Origin of the sequence: Pseudoalteromonas fenneropenaei (genome assembly GCF_042643375.1) — a bacterium.
In the GTDB taxonomy this organism is placed as follows: Bacteria; Pseudomonadota; Gammaproteobacteria; order Enterobacterales; family Alteromonadaceae; genus Pseudoalteromonas; species Pseudoalteromonas fenneropenaei.
Window position 1 is genome coordinate 56724 of record NZ_JBHRSD010000001.1, and the last position, 16958, is coordinate 73681.

Sequence of the window (16958 nt, forward strand, 5' to 3'; positions counted from 1 at the left end):
CCCACTATGTTTAATCTTACATTGCCCAAAAAATTAAGTGTGTTGCTGGCCAGTCTGATATTTTGTGCCAATGCCTTTGCCCTCACCTTACAAGATGCCAAAGACCAAGGGTTAGTCGGCGAAATGCGTAATGGTTATCTTGGCGTAGTCGTTGCAGGTGCGGCGGCACAGCAAATTGCTGATGAAGTGAATGAAAAGCGTCGTATGCACTATGAAGATATTGCCACCCGCAACAACCTCACTTTAGAGCAAGTGGCCGCCCGCGCTGGGGTAAAAAACCTCGAACGAACCGAAGCGGGTCATTATATTGAAAATGCCAACGGCCAGTTTATTAAAAAGCCCTAACGTTTGAACGTCTAGCCAGTTACTTGTAACACTGGCTAGGCGGCTTAACCTCATGGCAGTCCATAGTTATATCTCAGCGTCTGCGTGCTGCGCATGCACATACTTTATCTCTCCTCCATCGCAGCCTTTATTAACAGTTGAGTCAACCCCTCAGCCGCTCATCCCCCCTAATTTCAGATAAAAAAATTAACCTAACGCCTGCCCAAAGCATAAACTAACCAATTGAATTAATAGAATTATAACTAGATAACCTAAGATGGATTTACGCACTAATTCCAACCACAGCAAATCAAGCCAACACAGCCAACGTAAGAACTAGCCGCAAGTAAGGTATTTGCTATCCGAAACTCAGATTACATAAGCATCTGTCCGTCAGCCAAACCAGTATCGGACAATTTTTCATCATTTTTATTGCAAAATTACTGTGCCACGCATAGTATAGAATACTATGCAATACACAGTGTATGGCACACAGTAATTTTCTGCAGTTCAAAACCTATGGCTTTGAACTGCAACGGAGCACAACACTATGAGTCAGGCGCAACTCGACAAATTGCGATTGGAATTAAGACGCGGGGTATTGGTATTGGCGGTACTTGCTTCTCTACGTGAGCCGCACTATGGCTACTCCCTGCGTAAACAACTAGCCGATGGCGGTATTGATATAGATGAAGGCACACTCTATCCCTTAGTCCGCCGCCTTGCTGAACAAGGCCTGCTCGATAGCGAATGGCGCCAAGGCGAAGGTCGGGAACGTCGTTACTATCAATTATCAACTGTTGGCGTGACGGTGCTGCGTCAACTAAGTGAAGAATGGCAACAGCTCAACAATGCCGTTACCCCCTTAATTCAACCCAATGTGGAAGAGTAAATTATGGAACTGGTAAAACGTTATGTCGCTGCGGTGCAGCGCGAATTGCCTGAAGATAAACGGCAAGAAATAGGCCGTGAGCTCGAGGCAAATATTTTAGATAAGCTCGACGCATTAGCCGAACAAGGTGAAGTTGGTGAGCAGCAAATTTCGGATGTGCTCGTCGCTTTAGGTCACCCAAGTGCCGTTGCAAAACAATTCGTACCACCAAAGCCGTTCATCAGCAGCGACTACCTTGAAGCTTATCAATATACTTTGTATATGGTATTGGGCGTACTATTTGTACTGCAAGTATTTGGCACCACAACGCACTGGTTCAATAGTGAAATGGGCCCAATCCGCTATGTATTGAGTCTGTTAACTGGCTTTTTGGACGAGGCGTGTTTTGCGTTTACTTCTGTCACGCTCGCTTACGCGCTTATCTCGCATCAGCAGCCACAAAAACAACAGCAAGCACGCAGTTGGTCACCTATGCAGCTCCCCTCGCTTGCTAGCACTTGGCAACATATTAAACTACAAGATATTTTTACCGATTTAGCAACCTATACGTTTGTCCTCGTGGTTATCTGGTATCCAGAGTTTGTTACTCAAGAGCAGCTGGCAACGGTCTATATTCGCCTCTCAGATCAAGCACAAACCCTTCTCTTGTGGTGCTCGCCACTGTTTATTGCTGGGATCATGCTGAATTTATGGCAACTACAAGCCAGATACTGGCAGACGCGTATGCAGCTGTGTAATCTTGTTATTAACTCAGGTCTGGTGGTGGCATTACTTTATTTAGCCGCCAATGGCCCCCTGCTTTATATCAACACCGAGGCATGGCCACATGTAATGGGCTGGGAGCAACTACAAAATTCTGCACGTTGGAGCAGCTTAGTGATTGCCTGCTTCCCTGCGTATGAAATTGTAAGAGATATACGACGATTGTGGTTAAAATCCTAACTCAATCAAGGCTGATACCAACTTAACGCTGAGTCGCGCGGAATTCAGAGGAGACTGGGAAAAGTGTTGGTCACTTTATAACAATAACCATCAGCCGCCACGAATCAACGAACTGCGTCACACCTGAGTGTGTGGCGCATAATTCTTCAATATGCTCATTTCACCAACAAGCATAGTTCTGTAACGATCATAGTTTTGACTTACCAGTAGTAACTTTCTCATCTTGAATTAAATATCCACTACTCACCGAACAAATATATTTGTTGCCACAAAAGGAAATTAATGAATAATAAACACATGAAAAAAATAAAAAACACCAGACACTTTAAATTAACAAACTATCAGTGTTCGGCAAATTCGCTTTTACTCAGGATATAACTCAATATGAAAGCCAACCCTAATGTTGAACATGCCTTGGAGGCTATTGAGGCTCATATTTTCAATGAGCAAGTGCTCGAATGGTTCACATGGCATGTAGAAAAGCAATTTGATCACAGATTAACTGAGTCACAACTTAGCGTTGTTATAGAAGGATTTAAGGATTATTTTGCTTTTATTATTCTATCCCCAGCAAAAGTCGCCATCCCAAGTAAATTAGTAGACGAACTATGGCATGCGTTTATTCTTCATACTGCCGAATACCAAAAGCTTGCTGAAAAAATGGGGATGTTTATTCACCATTATCCAATCATGGTTAAACGCATTATGGGGCAAAACACCACATTGGAGGGCATAGAGTACAATGAACACTATCAAAGTATTATTCGTGCATACTGTTTAGCTTGTCAGGCGTCTGATTTAGATCCTTTAACCACTGACGAAGTGCCCTTTTTATTCCGAATCGACAGTATATTACCAAATGAACACGCCTCATTATTTGACATCAAATTTTTTCAATCGGTTATCCCAAAATTGGGAAGCCACCATTTCATTTTAGAAGAGTAAGGAAAACCAATGGAATATTTTAAGAAACGTATAGAAAGCAACAACGCAGCACATAAAAATGTAACTATTACTTTAAGCGAACCACGCAAGTTTTTTGATGTGTGCTTAGGTGGCGGCTGGCCAATTCGTTAAGGAGCAGGATGTGCAAGCTGAGACTCAGCTCTGCACTTCATTTTCGCTATGCAAGCCGATTTTATAAAACTAGAACAGCAGCTCCATTTGCCTGACAACCGCAGCAATCGCACGGTAATGGACAAGTTAATCCACACAGACTTCGTGGAAATTGGGCTGTCCGGTCACGCTGGCGACAAACAAGGTTTGTTGGCTGGTCTTGAACAGGAATCATTGCAGGGGCTGCAAATTAAATGTAGCCACTATGAAGTGAGACAAATATCCACTGAGTGCTATTTGGTTCGATATTTCAGCTATCTTGAAAACGACTTGGGTGAGCAAGATTGTCATGCTTCCCGAAGCTCAATTTGGCGCTTAAATGAGTATAATCAATGGCAATTGACTGCCCACTTTGCGTCTAAAGTTGAACCATATTAGCGTAGTGAAATTGTCCCCCAAGGCATGAACATTTATCCCGTCAGAATAAAGTGAAGTAGCTACACTTCACTTTATTATTCATAACGAGCCGTTTAATCGTTAAGACTAACAACACATTGATAGGTGTTGTCACCCACAGAAAAACTGCCCTTACCACTCCAATCATTGTCGACAGCAAAACTGGCAGTAAAGGGAGCAAGATAGCTACCAATAGCCGGTGGCGGAAATGACACAACAGCCTGTCCTGTGACCGCACCGACTTTGGTCACACCATTGAGTCCAGTAGCGTGCATATGACCAGACGCGCTGGACGTGAATGTGGGGGCATGTTGCGTTCCCTCCTGAATAGAGCCATTTGCTCTGCCATTTAGCGTATCTGACACGGGATCGACCGCAAGTTGTAGTTCCATAGAACCGCCGCCAACAAAACCAGAATTAAATTGCAGTTTAACTAGATATAAGCTTGCCTGAGACATTTTAACTTTCCTTATACATATGCTGAAACTACCTAACGCACGTCCTATAAAATGGGTTGCGTCATGGCATCAAAAACCGTTGGCAAATGTGTTGACCATGCAAAATTACCAACACAACCAGATTAGAAGGACGCACAAAAATAAGCTATTACACAGTATTACAGCGGTTACTCAGCAGTAACTGTCATTGTCTTGACAGCTGCCTCGCAGCCTGAACTGTTGCAGCACAAATAAACTAACTAACTCTTTACACACCGCGGAAAAATCACTGAACTTATCCGTTTTCGTATTGATGTTAACAGCCATAGACAAATGATATTGCGGCACCACCAATAAGAAACCCTGTGCACCACGCGACACTCCGCCATGATGATAATAGCGTATGTCACCTATCGGATTTGCCAAACTTAAGCTACCTTGGCGCCACCCAAGTGCATAGTTTTGTGGGTTCACTTCGCCGTTATTGAGGGTTTGCGGAGTCCAGAATTGCTCACGTAACTCATTACCAATAAATTCTTCACGCATAAAACCTTGGCCGAACATCGCCAAATCTTTTGAAGTTGATACCCAACCACCGCCCGCTAAACGCTGGCTTAAATCAACCGCCCGCCATGTTCTGACCTGTTCCTGTTGCGTCGGGCTTTGCCAATAGAAAGTCACCAACTTGCTGGCCTGTTGCTCTTCCACTGTATGGTGCAACTGTAATGGCGTAAACACTTCATTCACCATCCAATTTTGGTAACGCATGTCTGCACGCTGCGCAATCACATCGCTTATTACCACAGTGCCTAGCGAGGAATATTCAAACTGACTGCCGGGTGGGAACAACAACTGGCTCTCATCAAACAGCTTTAGCGCATCGCCCACTTCCGCATAATGTTTATCAAGCCGCATAAACTCGAGTAAACCCAATAGCTCAGTATTTTTATTGTAATGCGGCATACCTGACATATGAGAAGCTAATTGTCGCAGGGTAATAGGACGCCAAGTTGGGTTAGGTAAAGAGGCGTACACCTCACCAAGCGAGGTATCTAAGGTGACTTTTCCTGCTTGAATTAACCTTGCTAACCCTGCTGCGGTGACTGCTTTGGAGGTGCTGCCAATTCGCAGTTGGCTGTCGGTACGCATCGGCTGTTTGGTTTCAATGTCGGCCCAACCAGCACTCGCAGCCCACACCAATTGGTCGTTAATGGCAACCGCCGCCGTTATCCCCGGCGCATAGATATGTTTACTGTGCGCGGCCAATAAATCGCTTGCTTGCTGCGCAACCGATTGATAATCAATGTCAAACACTTCAGATTGCTGCGGTCGCTCAGCAGGGATTAATACCTGCCCCCAAGGGTACATAGGCGCTTTATTTTGATAAGCATAAAAGTCATAGAAGGGCTTGAGATACCAGCCCAGCAATGCCAGTAGAGCAATCAATAAAGTGATAATTTTATATTTCATAACGACTATCCGTACAATTTAGTTAGTCGTTATGTTTATGAAAATTATCCCTTTAGTCTGCGCAAAAATAAAAAAAGCTGCGCATTTTTAAAATTGCTCACGATATTCTGACGGTGTCATGCCCATTTGTTGTTTAAAGGCACGATTAAACGCCGCAATCGAGCCATAACCCATGTCTAAGGCCATAGTCAGAATTGGTAAATGTGCTTTAGCTGGATCTTGCAATTGTTGGCAAATCGCAGGGATACGGTAGCTATTAAGAAAATGCGAAAAGTTACTAAAACCCAGCTGCTGATTAATAAGCTGGCGCAGCTGATGCTCAGGTATGTGCAGCGCATCTGCCAGCACCGCAATAGATAAATTGGACTGGCGATAAAACTGCTCGTCCATCAATTGCAAAACAGCTGTTAATCTTGGGTCGGCTTGTGCTGTGGTCTGAGTATGTTGCTGCACTGCTGGCGCCTTGACAAGCTCACGCTGTGGCTGGCTTTTGCGCCACACTTGCCATCCAGTCAAGGTCACTAAACCTAAAATCGTGCCACTGTTAAGCAGACTAAACAGTGCATCATCTTTAACAAATTTAAATGCCAGCTCTATAAAGGTGAGCATCGCCATATAAACTCCGCTGCCAATGACTAACAGCAAACGAAACTTACGCCGCCGGTCGTCTAAATCGTCTTGAAAGCCGAGCACACAGCGGAACACCACAAATAATAATAAAACAAAACTGAGCCAGTGATTTAGGTCGTGCAATAAACCAGAACCTTGGTTCACTAAAAACAGCCATAACATCACTAAGCTCCAGCCCCCTAACAGCCAAGCAAAGCCACGATTGAGTCGCGAGATAGGCTTACCTAGGCTGAGCTGCGACTGCGCAAACAGCCAAATAGCTATCGCGGTTAAGTCGGTAAATAGCAGTAATAATTGCCGTAACCAACCATAATGTTCATCTTCGATGGGGGCGGTTAAAAGTAAATAACTTGCTATACAAAGAATAAACAGCGCCGCACTAAAGCGCTTTGCTAAAGTACCGTGCGACACCGTCCAAAGTAACACTAAACCGAGCTGACCAACCGCCGCAAAACGAAAGAATAAATCAAATATTTCAATACCGTTAAGCGCAATCATAGTCCGTCCGAGGCAAGTAAATTGCTCGTGACTTTACTAAATATTGCGGTACTAAACAATCTTGATACATTCGCAAGTAAGCAACGTTAACACCCCGCGCTGTTAAAATTATGTAATTACATGTAATGGCTTTCCCGCTTCATTTCTACTAACTTGAAATGCAAATCGACAAAAGGAAGCATTTGCAATGACGTTAGAACTTGATATTGCCATCGTTGGTGGCGGCGTTTCTGGCACTTACAGCGCGTGGCGTTTACAACAACAATACGGTCTTGACCAAAAAATTGCCTTATTTGAATACAGCGACCGCATCGGCGGACGACTGTTCAGTAAAAAACTCCCCGGTTTGCCGAATGTGGTCGCTGAACTTGGTGGCATGCGATATATCCCGTCTGATCACTTAATGGTCAAAACCTTAGTGGACGAACTTGGACTTGCAACCAAAAACTTCCCGATGGGCTCTGACTTACCGCTCTACCCCAATAGCCAAGATCCGGCTCTAAAAGACAAACTCGCGGGCAGTGAAAACAATTTGTTTTACTTGCGCGGTCACTATTTCCGTTATCGTGATTTTGCTGAGTGTCCCGACAAAATCCCTTATAACTTGCATGAATCCGAGCGCGGCTATGGCCCAGAAGACTTGCAAGTCAAAGTAATGAACCTAATTTGCCCTGGCTTTGCCGACATGACCTTGCAACAACAAATGCAGGTGAAAGTGTTTGGTCAGGAAATTTGGAAGTACGGGTTTTGGAACCTGTTAGAGCGTGTATTGAGTAACGAAGCTTATTTATTTATGAAAGAAGCTGGCGGTTACGATGCAAACGTCGCCAATGCCAATGCGGTGACTCAGTTACCAGCCACTGAATACAGTGATGATACGGTATTTTTGACCTTAAAAGATGGCTTTCAAGCATTACCTCTCAAGCTTTGTGCTGATTTCCTTGCTTTGCCTGGCTGTTTACCAACGGACAAGCGTCTACATAAAAACAAACGCTTAGCTAAAATCAACATTCATCCAAAACACCCCCACCGTTACGAGTTGATTTTTAAATCCACCACCACGGATTGTCATGGTAATACCTGTGATTGCAGCGCCGATGAAACCATAGTAAAAGCCAAGCAACTGATCTTAGCTATGCCAAGACGTTCTTTAGAGTTGATTGAGTCAAGTTTCTTTGCCGACCCTTGGCTACAAAAGAACATCCCTTCTGTGCTTATCCAAAAAGCCATTAAAATGTTTATGGCTTATGAGCAACCTTGGTGGCGCAGTCTAGGTTTAGTAGCTGGCCGCTCGGTAACGGATTTACCTATTCGCCAAACCTATTATATGGGTACAGAATGCGACCAAGAAGATGGCCAACCCAACACCAACTCGTTATTGATGGCCTCTTACAACGACATTGGCACCATTCCCTATTGGAAAGGCTTAGAATATGGCGCGCCTTACCTTGGCTATCCACCTGCATATGGCTGTGAAGGTGTTCCAGCACAAGACATAGTGCCAAAAAGTCAGTTCCAGATCACCGCCGCGATGGTGGAGTCGGCACATCGCCAAATTGAAGCGCTACACAACCAAAAAGAACTGCCAATGCCGTATTCTGCGGTATATCAACAGTGGAGCGATGACCCGTTTGGTGGCGGCTGGCATGAATGGAAGGCCAATTATCGTTTAGATGAAATTATGTGTCGTATGCGCCATCCGGTTGCCGACGAGCAAATTTTTATCGTTGGTGAAGCCTATTCTTACGAGCAAGGTTGGGTCGAGGGCGCACTCAATACCGCAGAATCCACACTGGCTGAATTCTTTAAGCTACCAACACCTGCTTGGCTAAAGTCCGACCCAGCTTACCCGCAGTGGCTGAAATCGCATTTCAACTATCTGCCTGCCGATTGCGCCACCCTTTGCCACGGTCAAGCCCCTCATTCAACGGTACAACCGCAAGCAAATGCGGAGGTATTAAATGAGGTGACTGAGTTTGCTTATGAAGGGATCAACCATGAATATCAATAAATTTACAGTGGCCGATTACCTCTTAACGCGCCTCAAAGAGCTCGGCCTAAATAAGGTATTCCAAGTACCGGGCGATTATGTGCAGGAATTTATGGCCGCTTTAGATAATTTTTGTGACATTGAAGCGGTGGGTGATGTCACCGAACTAGGTGCGGGTTACGCCGCCGATGGATATGCGCGCTACAAAGGGATTGGTGCGGTCTCAGTGCAATATGGCGTTGGCACGTTTAGTGTCCTAAACGCCATTGCTGGGGCTTATGTAGAGCGTAACCCAGTGGTGGTGATCTCCGCCAGCCCTTCACTTGAAAACCGCGTGACCATAGCGGAAACTGGTGCGCTGTTTCACCATAGTACAGGTAATTATCAAGCGGATAAAACCGTTTTTGAGTCCGTCACTGTGGCAAGCGAAATCCTCACCGATGCCGCGTTAGCGCCCGCTATTATTGATAGAGCGTTACAATTGGCGATGGCGGAAAAGCGCCCTATTTATCTTGAGGCTTGGCAAAACGTGTGGGGAGCCGACTGCCCACGACCAGATGAGCGATTGCCGAAGTTAGTCACGCCACCGAATAAAGATCAACAGAAAGAGCTCGTTGCAAGCGTGATAAATAGTTTAAAGCAAGCTAAACAACCTATCCTAATGTTAGGGATTGAGCTGGCACGCCTTGGACTTGCCGAGGAAGTTGCAGAGCTGCTGCGCTGCCTGAATATTCCTTACACCACCACGACCTTAGCCAAATCTGTGCTGAGTGAAACCGATGGCATAGGTAAAACAGCCTTTATCGGCACCTATGCGGGTGAGGCATCAAGGCAGGAAGTGTTTGATTATGTTAAAAAATGCGATGCCATCATTGCCTTAGGGGCGATATTTACCGATGACTATTTGACTATGCTGACAACTCAAGCCGATGCTATCACTCGGGTCAATATGGGCAGCGCGGTAGTGGGTAAAAACACCAGCTATTTACAAATCAGCTTGGGCAATTTTATCCGTGAGTTAACCGTTTACTTTAAGGCTAACCCACTGCCTGTTTGTCACACGAATCAGCCAAGTTACCTTGATAGCTCGGCAACTTGCCCTACAGACCACCAACCAGCCAGTTATCAAAGCTTCTTTGCCTATTATCAACATGCCTTAAATCACGACCCAATCGTGCAAGACTACAACCTTATTCTGGGCGAAAGCTCGTCGCTGTATATGGCGGCAAGATTAGTTGGGGTTAAACAAGATCACTTTGTTAGTGACGCAGCTTGGGGTTCACTAGGACATGAAACGGGATGCGCATTGGGCGTTTCGCTGGCAAACCCGCGGCGCAGCATAGTGATAGCGGGTGATGGCGGTTTTATGATGATGTGCCAAACCTTATCCACCTTACAGCGCCACAACCTCAATACCGTGGTATTTGTAATGAGTAATGCTGTGTATGCCATTGAGCAGTCGTTTGTCGACATTTGCGCTTTTACACCAAATGGGCAGTTTGCGCCGTTTGATAATTTACCGACTTGGCACTATGACAAACTCGCAGGCGCGTTTGGTGTAAAACACCTCACGATTGCCACTAATGCTGATATTCATCGGGTGTTTCAACATATCGCCGAAGATAGTAAATCCAGTTATTTAGTCGAAGTGAAAATAGACAAGCATGATTTAGCACCTGCGATTAAAGACTTAGCAGAAGCAATCACGCATAAGCGACTTGATGAATGCCCTTGCCAATAAGCTTAAAGTTGTAACACCTTGCTGTGAAAATTAAGCGCAGGCGCACTGTGTTGTGCGCCCGTGCTTACTCCCCTAAACCTGTTGAAACGGATAAACCGAACCCAGCGCCAATATTTGGCTGAGCTCATCTAAGGCCGTTTGGCTTTCTTGCAATAAACTCGGGTCGGCTAAGTCGGCTTCTGACAAGCGGTCGCGATAATGACGTGTTACCCAAGCCACCAACTGCTGATATAAGCTTGCATCCAACATACAGCGCGGGTTAACTGCGGCAAGTTCTTGATCCGACATCACCACCCGCAAGCGTAAACAGGCAGGCCCCCCGCCGTTTTGCATACTTTGTTTTAAATCTAAATAAATCACCTCATTGATAGGATTGCTAGCTTTACAGAGCGCAGATAGATACTGCTCAACACCATCGACAATTTGGCATTCGCTCGGCGCAATGATTGCCATACCACCACTGGGTAAACTCACCAATTGGCTGTTAAATAAGTAACTTTTTACCGCATCTGCAATCGACACGGCAGCGCTTGCGACTTCAATTAAATGCAGTGGTCGCGCACCTTGGTAGTGGGCACGAATTTGTTCAATCACTTGTGGCTGCTGATAGAACGCTTGCTCATGAAACAAAAACACATTTTCATTGCCAATGGCAATCACATCGTTATGGAACACCCCTTGGTCAATCACCGCTGGGTTTTGCTGGATAAACAAGGTTTGAGCAGGCGCTAAACCATGACTACGAGCGATTGCCTCACTGGCTTGGCGCGTTTGCCTTGCTGGGAAACATGTCGGCTTCACCGCACTGTTAACATCTTCACCATACACAAAAAGCGCTAATCCCGCGTGTCCATAGCTATCTGCTAAGCGGGTGTAATTTGCCGCCCCCTCATCGCCAAATACCGGATGTTGTGGCAAAGGTGGATGATGCACAAAATAATCCTCGTGATTAAATACCGCGGCTAAAATTTTTGCCGTGGTTTTGGCTTCTATGGCACGGTGGAGCTTGTTGGTTAAATTGGCCGGCGTAATATGCAACTTACCATCTTGGGTATCACAACTGGGCGATACCGTTGCGGCATTGGCGGCCCACATGGAGGACGCCGAATAACACGCTTTTAACCATTGCGGTGCGGTTTTCACGGCGTGATTGATCACTTGCGTATCGCTGCCGCTAAATCCCAATGCCCGTAAAGTTGCTAAATCTGGTCGGGCATTAGGCGCCAACACGCCTTGCGGCAAACCGAGTTGCGCCAGCTGCCACATTTTTTCTAAGCCCTGCAACGCAGCTTGCTTGGGATTAGCCACTTTATTGGCATTGGTTTGAGACGCTACGTTGCCAAATGACAAACCCGCATAGTTATGGGTTGGCCCTACCAAACCATCAAAGTTCACTTCGCAAAAACTCATCCTGCCCCCTTTTGGTGCACCAGCAGCTGGCCGTTGCACAATTGTGGTTAACTTTTTACTTTATGCTCTGCATACGAACAAATAAAAGTTAATTAAAAACAAAAAGATATAAATTTATCCGACGCATACTTAAGGTATTCTGATAATAAATAACTCAAGTCCTATGCCAATCTGATTCACCGGCAAAGTTAAACCACAAGGCGCGCTCCCCAAGCATCCACAAGCCATGTTATAATCAACTTTTGCTTTTATTGAATTAGACGAGAACCGTTTTGTCAGAGCTGCTATTTTCCAACACCGCGCTTGCGCCTGCCCTTATTGATAACCTAGAGTCGTTGGGTTATCACACCATGACCGACATTCAAGCCCAAACCTTACCTTTGATTTTGGCGGGTAAAGATGTCATCGGCCAAGGTAAAACCGGCTCAGGGAAAACCGCCGCTTTTGCATTAGGGTTACTGCATAATCTCAATGTCAGCCGTTTTCGTGTCCAAGCCTTAGTGGTGTGCCCGACTCGTGAACTTGCCGACCAAGTAGCGGTTGAGATCCGCAAACTGGCGCGTACCATTCATAACATCAAGGTACTAACTTTGTGTGGTGGCGCACCTATGGGGCCGCAAATTGGCTCGTTGGAACACGGCGCGCATATAATTGTTGGTACACCAGGACGGATTGAAGAGCATCTGCAAAAAGGTCGTTTGAATTTAGACGAAGTAAACACCTTTGTGCTTGATGAAGCCGACCGCATGCTCGAAATGGGCTTTGAAGAGCCACTACAATATATTATTGACCACTGTCCTCGCGATCGTCAGAACTTGCTGTTTAGCGCCACTTTCCCGCCAAAAATTGAGCAACTAGCTCAGCATGTGATGCACAATCCAGAAAAAATCACGGTAACCGCAACCCATGATGACAGCACCATTGAGCAATACTTTTATGAAGTAGAAAGCAATGACGTGCGCTTGGACGCAGTACACAAATTATTACTTAAGTTTCAACCGACTTCTGCGGTGGTATTTTGTAACACCAAAGCTGAGTGCCAAGATGTTTGTGATGAATTGGCCAAAGCAGGCTTTGACGTTGCCGCACTACACGGTGATTTAGAACAAAAAGACCGTGATCGCACCTTAATTCGCTTTGCCAACCAAAGCTTAACCGTATTGTTAGCCACCGATGTCGCCGCCCGTGGTATCGACGTCGACCATGTTGATATGGTGATCAACTACCACATCGCCCACGACCCAGAAGTGCATGTTCATCGTATTGGCCGTACCGGCCGTGCGGGGAAAAAAGGTATTGCATGCTCACTGATGAGCTACAAAGAGTCACACAAAGTAAACGCGCTGGAAGACTACCTCGAAACCACCATTGAGACCTCAGACTTGCCGGGCGATGAAGTGCTTAGTAACCGTATTACTCGCGCACCTATGGTGACGTTACAAATTGACGGCGGCAAAAAAGCCAAACTTCGCCCTGGCGATATTTTAGGTGCCCTTACCGCAACACAAGCGCTAAAAGGTGACCAAATCGGCAAAATTAAAGTGACTGCCATCGCCTCGTATGTGGCGATTGAGCGTAAAGCGGTGAATCTTGCCATTCAAACTATCAGCGAAGGCAAAATGAAAGGCCGCAGTTTCCGCGTCCGTAAAGTCACTAACTAAACTTATACTCACTTTGCCTTACCAACTTGTATGGTAAGGCAACATCCCACCTTACTTATTGATAATAAAATGTTAACATCAACTATCTTAAGCGCGTTTTGTGATGGATAGTAACAATAACATGACCACTTCACATGCACAGTACCTAAGCCATGGTGCCCTGTTTTTAGTGATTTCAATCGTACTTGGCTACGGGGCAGATTACGCTTTTAACCTCACTTTAAGCCAACACCTGAGCGTGGCTGCCTATGGTGATTATAAAGTTGCCTACAGCTTTACCACGTTGGCTTCCGTGCTGGTGTTGCTCGGCGGCGACAGATTGGCACCACGAATTTTAGCCCGACCTATTTCTGAGCAGCAAACCCAAACCGTGATGGCGTACTTAGTGTTTTATTTAAAATATGCCGCGATGATATCCTGCTTGGTCATAGCCCTAACGTGGGGAGCAAGTTTTCTCTATGTGGTATCGTTTGATAAAGCTGACCACCACGCTTTGGCGATTATGGTGATTGCCGTACCACTTATTGCGGTTGGCGCCATTTTGAGTCGCGTGCTGCAAAGTGCTAAACAACTCGCCGCTGCTAATTTACCGTGGCGTTTGGCTCTACCGCTTGGCAAAACCTTGTTGGTACTCGCCGCAGCACAGTTTGTTGTCACCCTCAGCCTGATCCATGTGATAGCCATAGGCATTTTGGTGGTGAGTGTGATTGTGCTGTGGCAACTGTTTTATCTTAACAAGCACCATTTATTGGCACGTTATGCGCCCTCGAAAACGCTAGATAACAAACAACTGCTACAGCTTTCCATTCCGATGATGTTGGCGATGTTAGTCACAATGCTTCTAAACCAGGCCGATATTTTTATGCTGGAGCTCATTTCTCATGAGCATCATGTTGGTCACTTTGGTGCTGCAAATACTTTGGCGCACCTTATCCCCGTGACTCAAGTCACCATCGCCAGTTTATTTATGCCCTTGATTGGCCACTATTTTGATAAGCAACCAGAGGAAGCCAAAGCACTCTTTCACAAAGCCCAGCGCGTCACCGTACTTTGCATTGTGACGGTGGTCATTGCTTTAATGCTCTTTGCTAAACCTCTGTTGACACTCTTTGGCACAGAGTATCAACATGCCGAATCAGCCCTGCTATGGCTTATTGCTGGTTATGGTATTTGGGCCTTAGTAGCGCCGAGCGTCACTTGGCAACAATATCAGGGCAAAGGCCAACAAATTGTGTGGATAGGGCTTCTTGCCATTGTCGTCGATATTGGCGCCAACTTAGTGCTAATTCCACGTTATGACGTGGCTGGTGCCGCCATGGCCACAGCGCTGGCATTAAGCATTGCCGCTATCGCGGTAGTGCTTTTAAACCGCAGCAACACCAGCCAATAACAGCAAAAGCCAACACTGTATTGGCTTTTTAGATGCTCTAAAGCTGCGCTAAAATCGCCCTTAGGCGGCTTTCTCGACCACTTCTTGCTCGAGAAAACGAATAATATCGTTTGATTCGTACAACCAAGTTACTTGGTCGCCTTGTTCAATACGCAAACAAGGCACTTTTACTTTTCCACCTTGCTCTAGCAATGCTTGGCGGTGCATCCCTTCAGCTTTAGCATCACGCAATTCAATCTTTAGATTATTACGTTTGATGGCACGGCGCACTTTGACGCAAAACGGACAAGCATGAAACTGATAAAGGCTCAAACTGGCGGTTTTCGTGTCAATCTGCGCTTGTAATTTTGCGTCGCGTTTTACGCCGCGTGGGGTAGTGATAAAATCAAAAAACAGAATAATGCGGCCCAATAGCCAACGTACCAATTTCATAACGCCTCCGGTAATTTGCCCCGCATGATACTGAAATTGACCGCGTAGATAAAGCCAACCGAGGAGTGATCACCCAAGTGAGTAAACACTTTGCGACCAATTACCAGATTACTCTTCCCTGAGTGGTACTTAGCAGCACCAACAAACCGACATTATTTAGTGTTCTTTTCGACATTTTTGTCAGCGATTGGCAGTGGCTTCGCTGTCAAAAGCCGCTTTAATACTGGCCATATCCTTAAGATTAAACCGTAAAAGGGGCAACAAGCCCCTTCCCTGTGTCTAAGTGCTGATAATTAGTTACAGCTTGAGTCTACACCCACTTCTAACCACACACTGGCCGTGCCCGGACGTTCGCCTTGCGTCCACCACTTGGCTTCATACACTTTACCATTGTAGGTTACGCGATCTGGCTTTTGATAGATGCTGTTCTCGTTCCAAGAGCCGGCACAGGCGGGCTTGTCGATTGCCTGCGCTGTAACAGTTGCCGAGTGCTGGGTGGTGCTGGCAGCTTCAGTAAAGGCAAAACTCACGCCCGCCGTTCCTGCTTGCTGTGCGGTAAATTCTACATTTACACTACAGCTTTGGTTAACACTTAAGGCGCGATTACTACAAGTATCAGCAGTAACTACCAAACCACTTGCCACACCTGACGCAGAAACCACGACGGCATTAAGATTAGCGGCTTTAGTACCTGAATTACGTAAATCAAAACGGTGACTAACCACACTATAAAGCGCGAAATCAGCTAAAGTTTGCGTAGGTTTATAAGTTAAGCTTGCACTACCACCACCCAGTTTGATGCTGTCTATCCAACCTCGTAGTGCCGCCACATCGGCATAGACACCATATTTTGCGGGCCGCGCACAACCTACGCCCCAACTTACTGCACCAAGTTGTACGATTTGACCACCACTTCTAACAACAATCGGGCCACCACTGTCACCGCTGCACGAGTCTTTTTCACCAACCGCATAGCCTGCACAGAAAGCAACGTCGCCAACATTGGCATAGCTGCCACCGGATTGCTGACAAACCGCATCCGACACCAGAGGTACATCAACCTCGTGCAACACCGAAGGACGACTACCGCCTTCGCTTAAGCGGCCAAGACCCGCCACGGTAAGCAAATCTCCGTTGCGCGCATATTGGCTCAAAGAACCTGAGGCGATTTGTACCGCTTGCCCTTGGCGCGGCAGACGCTCTAACTTAAGTAACGCTATATCATGGTTTAAGGTGCTGCTATTGTATTGTGGATGAACGTATTTTTGTGCAACGCGAATCCGGTCGCCATCATTACCATTAAGAACAAAACCCGCTACTTTAACATCGATAAACTGTGCGGCCTTGGCGTTAACACAGTGTGCCGCAGTCAGTACAAAGCCGTCACCAATATAGCTACCACCGCAAAACGCAGTAGTGCCATTGGAGTTTAAAATTTGTGTGTAGAATGGCCATTCCGCGGTGTTGGCTGGTGCACCACCAACGATTTGCGGCGTCACTTCACCACCTAGCCCATGATCCTGTAACTCTACCTTTTGGGCAGCAACGCCCATACTGACAACGGCCCCCGATAGGGCAACCGCAACACTTGTCGCTAGCATATTGAATTTTCTCATAACCTTTTCCATG

At 46.1% G+C, this 16958-nt stretch carries 16 protein-coding genes; 10 read left to right on the top strand and 6 right to left on the bottom strand.

All coding sequences use genetic code 11. The features are described from left to right. The first annotated feature begins 6 nt into the window (after window positions 1-6). The 6 genes from ACFOEE_RS00245 to ACFOEE_RS00270 all read left to right on the top strand — a co-directional run bounded on the left by ACFOEE_RS00245 (window position 7) and on the right by ACFOEE_RS00270 (window position 3652). The gene (locus ACFOEE_RS00245) at window positions 7-345 is read left to right on the top strand and encodes a YdbL family protein (RefSeq protein ID WP_377119697.1); all 339 of its coding nucleotides are present in this window, start codon (window positions 7-9) and stop codon (window positions 343-345) included. A gap of 529 nt (window positions 346-874) precedes the next feature. Further along, complete coding sequence (locus tag ACFOEE_RS00250) at window positions 875-1216, top strand: PadR family transcriptional regulator (RefSeq protein WP_377119699.1); 342 nt, start codon at window positions 875-877, stop codon at window positions 1214-1216. A 3-nt stretch (window positions 1217-1219) separates the two neighbouring features. Then, a complete protein-coding gene (locus ACFOEE_RS00255) occupies window positions 1220-2158 on the top strand; it encodes an HAAS signaling domain-containing protein (protein WP_377119702.1) in 939 nt (312 codons plus the stop codon). Window positions 2159-2542: 384 nt separating this feature from the next. Continuing rightward, the gene (locus ACFOEE_RS00260) at window positions 2543-3103 is read left to right on the top strand and encodes a hypothetical protein (RefSeq protein WP_377119704.1); all 561 of its coding nucleotides are present in this window, start codon (window positions 2543-2545) and stop codon (window positions 3101-3103) included. A gap of 9 nt (window positions 3104-3112) precedes the next feature. Then, entirely contained in the window at window positions 3113-3235 is a 123-nt protein-coding gene (locus tag ACFOEE_RS00265) for a hypothetical protein (protein ID WP_377119707.1), read from the top strand. A gap of 48 nt (window positions 3236-3283) precedes the next feature. After that, entirely contained in the window at window positions 3284-3652 is a 369-nt protein-coding gene (locus ACFOEE_RS00270; RefSeq protein ID WP_377119710.1) for a DUF4440 domain-containing protein, read from the top strand. A gap of 92 nt (window positions 3653-3744) precedes the next feature. Here ACFOEE_RS00270 and ACFOEE_RS00275 read toward each other — a convergent pair whose 3' ends face one another. The 3 genes from ACFOEE_RS00275 to ACFOEE_RS00285 form a co-directional block, all read right to left on the bottom strand. Then, the gene (locus ACFOEE_RS00275; protein WP_377119713.1) at window positions 3745-4128 is read right to left on the bottom strand and encodes a DUF1842 domain-containing protein; all 384 of its coding nucleotides are present in this window, start codon (window positions 4126-4128) and stop codon (window positions 3745-3747) included. Window positions 4129-4299: 171 nt separating this feature from the next. Beyond that, window positions 4300-5577, bottom strand: a complete 1278-nt coding sequence (locus tag ACFOEE_RS00280) for a serine hydrolase domain-containing protein (protein ID WP_377119716.1) — start codon at window positions 5575-5577, stop codon at window positions 4300-4302. An 87-nt stretch (window positions 5578-5664) separates the two neighbouring features. Then, complete coding sequence (locus ACFOEE_RS00285) at window positions 5665-6705, bottom strand: helix-turn-helix transcriptional regulator (RefSeq protein WP_377119719.1); 1041 nt, start codon at window positions 6703-6705, stop codon at window positions 5665-5667. Window positions 6706-6892: 187 nt separating this feature from the next. Here ACFOEE_RS00285 and ACFOEE_RS00290 point away from each other — a divergent pair, with 187 nt between their 5' ends. Further along, the gene (locus ACFOEE_RS00290; protein WP_377119722.1) at window positions 6893-8716 is read left to right on the top strand and encodes a flavin monoamine oxidase family protein; all 1824 of its coding nucleotides are present in this window, start codon (window positions 6893-6895) and stop codon (window positions 8714-8716) included. Next, complete coding sequence (locus ACFOEE_RS00295) at window positions 8703-10436, top strand: alpha-keto acid decarboxylase family protein (protein ID WP_377119725.1); 1734 nt, start codon at window positions 8703-8705, stop codon at window positions 10434-10436. Before ACFOEE_RS00290 ends, ACFOEE_RS00295 begins: the two co-directional genes overlap by 14 nt. Window positions 10437-10508: 72 nt before the next feature. Here the strand turns inward: ACFOEE_RS00295 and astB are convergent, their stop codons facing one another. Next, the gene (gene astB, locus ACFOEE_RS00300; RefSeq protein ID WP_377119728.1) at window positions 10509-11846 is read right to left on the bottom strand and encodes an N-succinylarginine dihydrolase; all 1338 of its coding nucleotides are present in this window, start codon (window positions 11844-11846) and stop codon (window positions 10509-10511) included. Window positions 11847-12118: 272 nt separating this feature from the next. Here astB and dbpA point away from each other — a divergent pair, with 272 nt between their 5' ends. Together dbpA and ACFOEE_RS00310 are read left to right on the top strand one after the other, a co-directional pair. Continuing rightward, entirely contained in the window at window positions 12119-13507 is a 1389-nt protein-coding gene (gene dbpA, locus ACFOEE_RS00305) for an ATP-dependent RNA helicase DbpA (RefSeq protein WP_377119731.1), read from the top strand. A gap of 121 nt (window positions 13508-13628) precedes the next feature. Then, entirely contained in the window at window positions 13629-14897 is a 1269-nt protein-coding gene (locus tag ACFOEE_RS00310) for an oligosaccharide flippase family protein (protein ID WP_377119733.1), read from the top strand. Between the two features lie 60 nt (window positions 14898-14957). Here ACFOEE_RS00310 and ACFOEE_RS00315 read toward each other — a convergent pair whose 3' ends face one another. Then, window positions 14958-15329, bottom strand: a complete 372-nt coding sequence (locus ACFOEE_RS00315; RefSeq protein ID WP_377119736.1) for a glutathione S-transferase N-terminal domain-containing protein — start codon at window positions 15327-15329, stop codon at window positions 14958-14960. Between the two features lie 293 nt (window positions 15330-15622). Next, complete coding sequence (locus ACFOEE_RS00320; protein ID WP_377119739.1) at window positions 15623-16945, bottom strand: trypsin-like serine protease; 1323 nt, start codon at window positions 16943-16945, stop codon at window positions 15623-15625. Window positions 16946-16958: the final 13 nt, after the last annotated feature.

What these genes read in the sequence shown, in the direction of transcription:
- ACFOEE_RS00320 (WP_377119739.1), bottom strand. Translation starts at nt 16,945, where the DNA reads ATGAGAAAATTCAATATGCTAGCGACAAGTGTTGCGGTTGCCCTATCG.
- ACFOEE_RS00250 (WP_377119699.1), top strand. Translation starts at nt 875, where the DNA reads ATGAGTCAGGCGCAACTCGACAAATTGCGATTGGAATTAAGACGCGGG.
- ACFOEE_RS00315 (WP_377119736.1), bottom strand. Translation starts at nt 15,329, where the DNA reads ATGAAATTGGTACGTTGGCTATTGGGCCGCATTATTCTGTTTTTTGAT.
- ACFOEE_RS00310 (WP_377119733.1), top strand. Translation starts at nt 13,629, where the DNA reads ATGACCACTTCACATGCACAGTACCTAAGCCATGGTGCCCTGTTTTTA.
- ACFOEE_RS00260 (WP_377119704.1), top strand. Translation starts at nt 2,543, where the DNA reads ATGAAAGCCAACCCTAATGTTGAACATGCCTTGGAGGCTATTGAGGCT.
- ACFOEE_RS00255 (WP_377119702.1), top strand. Translation starts at nt 1,220, where the DNA reads ATGGAACTGGTAAAACGTTATGTCGCTGCGGTGCAGCGCGAATTGCCT.
- ACFOEE_RS00290 (WP_377119722.1), top strand. Translation starts at nt 6,893, where the DNA reads ATGACGTTAGAACTTGATATTGCCATCGTTGGTGGCGGCGTTTCTGGC.
- ACFOEE_RS00270 (WP_377119710.1), top strand. Translation starts at nt 3,284, where the DNA reads ATGCAAGCCGATTTTATAAAACTAGAACAGCAGCTCCATTTGCCTGAC.
- ACFOEE_RS00280 (WP_377119716.1), bottom strand. Translation starts at nt 5,577, where the DNA reads ATGAAATATAAAATTATCACTTTATTGATTGCTCTACTGGCATTGCTG.
- ACFOEE_RS00295 (WP_377119725.1), top strand. Translation starts at nt 8,703, where the DNA reads ATGAATATCAATAAATTTACAGTGGCCGATTACCTCTTAACGCGCCTC.
- ACFOEE_RS00265 (WP_377119707.1), top strand. Translation starts at nt 3,113, where the DNA reads ATGGAATATTTTAAGAAACGTATAGAAAGCAACAACGCAGCACATAAA.
- ACFOEE_RS00285 (WP_377119719.1), bottom strand. Translation starts at nt 6,705, where the DNA reads ATGATTGCGCTTAACGGTATTGAAATATTTGATTTATTCTTTCGTTTT.
- ACFOEE_RS00275 (WP_377119713.1), bottom strand. Translation starts at nt 4,128, where the DNA reads ATGTCTCAGGCAAGCTTATATCTAGTTAAACTGCAATTTAATTCTGGT.
- ACFOEE_RS00245 (WP_377119697.1), top strand. Translation starts at nt 7, where the DNA reads ATGTTTAATCTTACATTGCCCAAAAAATTAAGTGTGTTGCTGGCCAGT.
- astB (WP_377119728.1), bottom strand. Translation starts at nt 11,846, where the DNA reads ATGAGTTTTTGCGAAGTGAACTTTGATGGTTTGGTAGGGCCAACCCAT.